Annotated in this window: 8 protein-coding genes; all 8 read right to left on the bottom strand. The window is 71.9% G+C overall.

Annotation, left to right across the window (positions count from 1 at the left end):
• Positions 1-120: 120 nt before the first annotated feature.
• The 8 genes from fliG to fliD all read right to left on the bottom strand — a co-directional run bounded on the left by fliG (position 121) and on the right by fliD (position 5,962).
• A complete protein-coding gene (gene fliG / locus D8M34_RS14145; protein ID WP_062635821.1) occupies positions 121-1,125 on the bottom strand; it encodes a flagellar motor switch protein FliG in 1,005 nt (334 codons plus the stop codon).
• The gene (fliF, locus tag D8M34_RS14140; protein ID WP_126894313.1) at positions 1,122-2,744 is read right to left on the bottom strand and encodes a flagellar basal-body MS-ring/collar protein FliF; all 1,623 of its coding nucleotides are present in this window, start codon (positions 2,742-2,744) and stop codon (positions 1,122-1,124) included. The genes fliG and fliF overlap by 4 nt, the downstream gene beginning before the upstream one ends.
• On the bottom strand, positions 2,744-3,004 hold the full coding sequence (gene fliE / locus D8M34_RS14135; protein WP_051582258.1) for a flagellar hook-basal body complex protein FliE: 261 nt from the start codon (positions 3,002-3,004) through the stop codon (positions 2,744-2,746). The genes fliF and fliE overlap by 1 nt, the downstream gene beginning before the upstream one ends.
• Before the next feature lie 41 nt (positions 3,005-3,045).
• Complete coding sequence (locus tag D8M34_RS14130) at positions 3,046-3,441, bottom strand: flagellar basal body rod protein FlgC (RefSeq protein ID WP_025104348.1); 396 nt, start codon at positions 3,439-3,441, stop codon at positions 3,046-3,048.
• The gene (gene flgB, locus D8M34_RS14125) at positions 3,438-3,779 is read right to left on the bottom strand and encodes a flagellar basal body rod protein FlgB (RefSeq protein ID WP_025104347.1); all 342 of its coding nucleotides are present in this window, start codon (positions 3,777-3,779) and stop codon (positions 3,438-3,440) included. Before flgB ends, D8M34_RS14130 begins: the two co-directional genes overlap by 4 nt.
• Before the next feature lie 112 nt (positions 3,780-3,891).
• On the bottom strand, positions 3,892-4,188 hold the full coding sequence (locus D8M34_RS14120) for a hypothetical protein (RefSeq protein WP_062635827.1): 297 nt from the start codon (positions 4,186-4,188) through the stop codon (positions 3,892-3,894).
• On the bottom strand, positions 4,185-4,571 hold the full coding sequence (fliS, locus tag D8M34_RS14115; RefSeq protein WP_025104345.1) for a flagellar export chaperone FliS: 387 nt from the start codon (positions 4,569-4,571) through the stop codon (positions 4,185-4,187). The genes D8M34_RS14120 and fliS overlap by 4 nt, the downstream gene beginning before the upstream one ends.
• A 2-nt stretch (positions 4,572-4,573) precedes the next feature.
• Positions 4,574-5,962: a flagellar filament capping protein FliD gene (fliD, locus tag D8M34_RS14110; protein ID WP_025104344.1), complete on the bottom strand. Its 1,389-nt coding sequence runs from the start codon at positions 5,960-5,962 to the stop codon at positions 4,574-4,576.
• Between the last annotated feature and the right edge of the window lie 38 nt (positions 5,963-6,000).

Here is a 6,000-nt window from a genome sequence, read left to right as displayed (position 1 = left end):
GCCGTGCCCGCCCGGAAGCCCGCGGCGTGGCCCTCGGCGTACCCGCGGCGGCGCGCGCGCTCCTGCTCCCCGCGGTGGTCCGAGCCGCCGAGCCGGGGGAACGCGGCGGGGGCGAAGGCGTCAGTAGACATACTCGTCCTCGTCGGCCCGCTGCACGGTGATGTCCCCGGCGGCCTCCAGCGCCCGGATCGTGCGGACGATCTCGGCCCGCGCTTCCTCGACCTGGGAGACGCGCACGGGGCCCAGCGTCCTGGCCTCCTCGTCGAGGTTCTCGCGGTTGCGCTCGGACACGTTGCGGCGGATGAGGTCGACGATCGGCTGCTGGGCGCCCTTGAGGGCCAGCGCCAGCGACCGGATGTCCATGCCCCGCAGCACGCGCTGGGTGTCCCGGTCGTCGAGCTTGACGATGTCCGCGAACGTGAACATGCGCGAGCGGATGTCCTCCGCGAGGGCGCTGTCGCGGTCCTCGATGCTCGCCAGCAGGGCCTTCTCGATGGTGGCTCCCGAGCGGCCGATGATCTCCACGAGCGGCTCGACGCCGCCGAGCACCTCGGGGCTGTCCCGCGACGCGAGGCTGCCGGTCCGCGCCTTGAGGGCGTCGGCGACGATGGCGATGGCCTCCTGGGAGGCGGTGCCCATGGTGGCGATGGCCTGCGCGACGTCGGTCCGGGCGGGGTCGGGCAGCGCGGCGAGCACGGCGGCGGCCTGATCGGCGGGGAGGTGCGCGAGCACGAGTGCGACGGTCTGCGGCAGCTCGCCGTCCAGGAGCGTGGCGAGATGGGCGGCGTCGGCGGAGGCGAGGAAGTCGAACGAGGCGCTCATCGACGTGGAGCCCACGCGGCCGAGCACGGCGGCCGCCCGCTCCGACCCGAAGGAGGCCTCCAGGAGCCCGGCGGCGATGTCGCGCCCGCCGCGGGCGGGGGGCAGGTGCCCGGCCGCGATGCGATGGAACTGTCCCAGCGCCTGGGCGGTCGTCTCCGCATCGAGGTCCTGCAGCCCGATGATCTCGGCGGCGACGGCCTCGGCCTCGGTCTCCGAGAGATGCTTCATGACCTCGACGGCCTGCGCGCGGTCGAGGTTCATGAGGACGATGGCGGCCGTCTGCCGATCGGTGAGTCCGCTCATGCCCGCGACCTGTCGTCGATGAGGGTGCGCAGCAGCTCGGCCGTGCGCTGCGGGTCCTGCCGGGTGAGGGCGTCGATCTCGGCACGGCGGCGCTCGAGGCTGATCTGCGCGGGCTCGGGCTCGGGGTCCGGGTCGAGATCCGGCACCGGCTCGAGGAAGGCGAGCGGGGTGGTCGGCGCCTCCAGCACGGCCGTCGGTGCATCGGCGGAGAGCGCGGCGAGCTCGGCGGGCCGGTCACCGAAGAGCTGGTCGAACTCCTCCACACCCGCCGCCTTCCGTCGGGACCTGATGATCAGCGCGGTGATCGCGGCGATGAGCGGGATGGCGATGGCAGCGGCGATGATGACGGTGTTCAGGAGCGCGGCCTGACGGGCGCCCTCTTCGGCCTCCTTCGCCGCCTGCAGCGCGGCCTGGGCGGCCTCGGCGTCCGTCTGGCTGAACGCGACGAGCTCGACGGCGAGTTCGTCGCCGCGGGTGCGGTCGATGCCGGCTGCGGTGGCGACGAGGTCGCTGAGCTGCGCGGAGCTGAGGTCTCCGCCCGCACCGGCGTCCACGGCGACCGACACCGACTGCCGCAGCAGGTTTCCGGCGGGGGTGGACGTGCTCTCCGTGGCCTTGTTCACCGCGTTGGTGCGCGTCTCCTCGGAGGACCGGTAGGTGCCGTCGCCGTTCCCGTTCGGCACGGCGATGTTGTCCGGACCCAGGACCCCGGCCTCGGAGGTGGAGCCGTTGCTGTTCTGCTCGCGGACCTCTTCGGTGAGAGGGGGCGCGCCCTCGGCCGGCGTGTACGTCTCCTCGACGCGTTCGTTCACCGAGCGGTCGATCTCGGCGACCACCGTCACGGTCGCGTTGCCCGGGCCGACCACGGTGTCCAGCATCTGCTGCACGCTCGCGGCCACGCGGGCCTCGTAGTCGCTCGCCTGCTGGTCGAGGCCGCCGGTGGCTCCACCGCCCACGGTCGACAGCGTCCGCCCTGTCTGGTCGACGACGGCCACGTTCTCCGGCTTCATCCCGCTGACGGCGGCCGAGGTGAGGTGCACGATGGCCTCGACCTGCTTCTGGTCGAGCGTCGTGCGTCCGGCGGTCTCCACGAACACGGAGGCCGTCGCGTCGACGGTCTCCGACACGAAGACGCTCTCCTCGGGGATCGCGAGCTGCACGGAGGCCGCGGAGACGCCGTCGATCGCGGAGATCGTGGCGGCGAGCTCGCCCTCGATCGCGCGCTTGTAGGTGACCGACTGCTGGAACTCGCTCGTGGTGACGCCCATGTCGTCGAGCAGCGAGTACCCGGCCGATCCGGCGCTCGGCAGCCCGGCGGAGGCGGCGGCGAGCCGCTGGTCGTAGACGTCCTTCTCGGGGACGAGCACGGTGGCGCCGCCGTCGGCGAGCTCGTAGGGGACGGAGGCGGAGCGCAGCTGCTCCACCACGGCGTTCGCGTCCGTGGCGTTCAGCCCCGAGAACAGCGGTGTGTACGTGGGGCGGGTGAGCCAGCTGGACAGGGCGACGATGCCGAGTGCGAGCACGGCGATGCCGATGATGGCGATGGTCCGCTGCGCGAGCGAGAATCCGGCGATCACCCGCCGCATCCGCTGGAACGCCCCGGTCACTGCCGGGGGCATCAGGCCTGCATCCGCATGATCTCGTTGAACGCGTCGACGCCCTTGTTGCGGACGGCGGCGACGAGTTCGAGGGTGACCGCGGCGCGCGACGAGGCGATCATCGCGGCGTGGATGTCGTCGAGGTCGCCGGTCACGGCGGCGACTTTCAGGGTGTCGGACTCGGACTGCAGCGAGCGCAGCTCGTCGATCGCCCCGGTGACGCTGTTCGCGAAGGCCGTGTCGTCGCCGGTCTTCGCACCCGTCACGGGCGAGGTGGTCATGCCGAGGGACGAGGCGACGGCCTCGATGCCGGCGACGGCGCTCACGCGTTCCGCCCGATCTGCAGCGCCGCCTCGTAGGAGGTGCGGGCGCGGTCCACGATCGCCGCGCTCGCCTGGTATCCGCGCTGCGCGAGGATCAGCTGGCTCATCTGGTCTCCCAGGTCGATGTCGGGGTAGCGCACGTAGCCGTCGGCGTCGGCGAGCGGGTGGTCGGGCTGGTGCACGAGCCGGCCCTCGGCGTCGCCCTGGACGGTCCCGGCGACGTAGACCCCGGGGGACTGGTCGCTGGTCTGCGCCAGGATGTAGCGCGCCCGGAACGCCGCGCCGTCGGTCGACGTCGCGGTGTTGATGTTGGCGATGTTGTCGCTGATGGCGTCGAGCCACTTCCGGTGCACGGTCAGTCCCGTGCCGGCGATCCCGATGGCGTCGAAGGTCATGACGTCCTCATCGCGGTGCGCATCGAGGAGAACGATCCGTTCACGGCCTGCGTCGCGAACTGATAGCGGAGCATGGTGTCGATGCTGGAGAGGGTCTCGGTGTCGAGGTTCACGTTGTTGCCGTTCAGCCGCGTCGGCTCGAGCGATGTCCCGACCGTGGCGGACACGTCCCCGTCACCGGCGGCGATCGAGTCGGCGAGCGCGGCCTCGAACTGCACGCGCTTGGCGTGGTAGTCGGGGGTGTTGATGTTGGCGATGTTGTCGGCGATGGCTCGCTGGCGCAGCGAGAGGCCGTTCAGCGCACTGGTCAGTGCGGTGATGGTCACAGAGTCGAACACGAACCGGCTCCCCGTGTGTGGGTGAAGTGGCCGTTCCCTGGCCGAGTCTTGCGAGCCATCCGTGCTCTCGGGGGACTGTCGGCCGTCCGTGCGGTTTCGTTAGGAGGGTTCCTCACCCGTCCACGTCGAGGTAGGCGGGGGCATCGGGAGAGCGGGGTGCCGGCACGCGCCGGACGGCACCGAGGTGCTGCCGCAGCCCCTCGAGCTCCGACCGGGCGCGTTCCATGGCGGCGTGCTGCCGGTCGATCACCGCACGGGCGCGATCGGCCAGGTGCGGGGGGAGCGGGGAGGACGGCGGCGCCCAGGGGATGATGTCGTGCACCTCGACGGCTCCCGCCGGCGCGGCGAGGATCCGGTCGGCGTCCGCTTCGAGCCGGTCGAGCAGCGCGGCCCAGTCCTCGTCCGTCATGCGCGGCCCTCCACGACGGCCAGGGCGGCGGCGTGCCAGGCGTCGCGCAGCGGCACGACGAGCTCGCGGCAGGCATGCGTGCGCTCCGGATCGCGGCCGATGTTGGCGCCGATCAGCGTCTGCGAGAGGAAGACGTACAGCGAGCGCAGCCCGGCGCTGCCGCTCCAGTCGTCGGTGAGGGACGACGACAGCTCGGCCACGATCGCCTGCGCGTGCTGGAGCTGGGTGTTGGCCTCGGTCCAGTCGGCCGCCCGCTGCGCCGTCTCGGCGCGTTCGATGTCGAGCAGGAGCCGGTCGTAGAGCATCGTGACCAGGCGCTCCGGCGGGGCGGACAGGATGGCGTCCTCGCGGTACCGCTGCTGGGCACGCAGGGCGGCGTTCATGCTCACGAGTCCGACCCGGAGCGGCTGCTCGGCAGCGCGTTGATCTGGGAGGCGAGGTACGACGACTGCGACTGCATCTGCGACAGCATCACCTCGAGGCGCGCGTACGTGCGCTCCAGCGACGCCTTGCGCTGCGCGAGGCGCACGTCCCAGCGCTCCATCTGCTCGCCGAGGCTCTTGACCTCGCTCTCCTGACCCGTGATCCGCGAGGTGAGCAGCCCGTCGTACTTGTCCGAGTACGAGGTCGCCGTCTGCTCCACGCGTGCCGCGACCGCGGAGAAGAGCGCGCCGACGGCCGCGGGGTCCTTCGCCAGCGCCTCGGAGAACTTCTCCTCGTCGAACGTGAGCTTGCCGTACATGTCGGTCGAGATGCCGATCGTGGAGGGCGAGACGCCGTCCACGGGGTGCTGCACGGCGTCGGCGAGGGCCGTCCGCAGACCGCGGATGGTGCTGTCGCCGGTGAAGACGCCGAGGGTGGTCTTCTCGCCCTGTCCCGCGGCGACCGTCGCCTTCGAGCCGTTGTCGATGCGGGTGAAGATGTCCGTGAGGAGGGCGATGAACTCGCCGGAGGCCTTGGTCCTGGCCTCGCCGTCGACGGCGACGGTGACCGTGACGGGGGTCGTCGAGACGGTGGAGACCGTCACGTCGACGCCCTCGAAGAGATCGGTGAACGTGTTGCCGGACGAGGTGATGACCTGTTCGGCCGCCGTGCCGGCCCAGAGGCGCAGCTGCGCATCCGTGCCTGTGGCGATGACAGCGGCGCCCGGCTCCGTGGACACGTCCGTGGCGGTGCCGGCGGCCACCGCGGCGAGGTCGCCCGCGTAGACGCGGAAGCGTCCTGCCTCTCCGGACTCCTCGGCCCGGAGCTGCAGGCGGTAGACGGGGGTGCCGTCGGCATCCTTGCCGGCGGGGACGGCCGTGGCGAGGACACCGGTGTCGGCGTCGTTGATGGCCTGGGCGATGTCCTGCATCGACGTCGAGTCGGCCTGCACCTGGACGCGCTTCCCCGTGGCGTCCTCGAGCGTCAGGACGGGCGGGTCCGCGGGCCAGCGGCTCGCGGACGCGGAGACCACCGTGTGCGCCTGGGCGAGGCGGTCGACGACGATGTCGGTGGACACGGGCGCGGCGCCGGTGCGCAGGGCGACCTTCACCGACTCCGACGACGCGCTGCCGGTGAAGCGGTCGAGACCGCCGGGCGCTGCGGCCTTCTCGGCGGCGGCGGCGAGGTTCTGCACGGCCGTGTTGAGGGTGCGCAGCTGCGTCATGACGACGTTCTTGTCGTCGATCTTGGCCTTGAGCAGCGTGCGGGGGATGGCGTGCACGTCCATGAGGGCCTTGATGACCTCGGTGGTCTTGAGCCCCGACACGAGGCCGTCGAGCGAGAGCGACATGCGGCTTCCCTTCTGTGTGCGGCGGGGTCCGGGCGACG

This window comes from Microbacterium sp. HSID17254, assembly GCF_003989315.1.
GTDB lineage: Bacteria > Actinomycetota > Actinomycetes > Actinomycetales > Microbacteriaceae > Microbacterium.
Note: the sequence above shows the minus strand (reverse complement) of the source record. Positions and strands in the feature narration are given on the sequence as shown.

Excerpts from the sequence above, each read along its gene's own strand:
- D8M34_RS14120 (WP_062635827.1), bottom strand. The coding sequence starts at position 4,188 with ATGACGGACGAGGACTGGGCCGCGCTGCTCGACCGGCTCGAAGCGGAC.
- fliD (WP_025104344.1), bottom strand. The coding sequence starts at position 5,962 with ATGTCGCTCTCGCTCGACGGCCTCGTGTCGGGGCTCAAGACCACCGAG.
- fliE (WP_051582258.1), bottom strand. The coding sequence starts at position 3,004 with ATGACCACCTCGCCCGTGACGGGTGCGAAGACCGGCGACGACACGGCC.
- fliS (WP_025104345.1), bottom strand. The coding sequence starts at position 4,571 with ATGAACGCCGCCCTGCGTGCCCAGCAGCGGTACCGCGAGGACGCCATC.
- fliG (WP_062635821.1), bottom strand. The coding sequence starts at position 1,125 with ATGAGCGGACTCACCGATCGGCAGACGGCCGCCATCGTCCTCATGAAC.
- D8M34_RS14130 (WP_025104348.1), bottom strand. The coding sequence starts at position 3,441 with ATGACCTTCGACGCCATCGGGATCGCCGGCACGGGACTGACCGTGCAC.
- fliF (WP_126894313.1), bottom strand. The coding sequence starts at position 2,744 with ATGCCCCCGGCAGTGACCGGGGCGTTCCAGCGGATGCGGCGGGTGATC.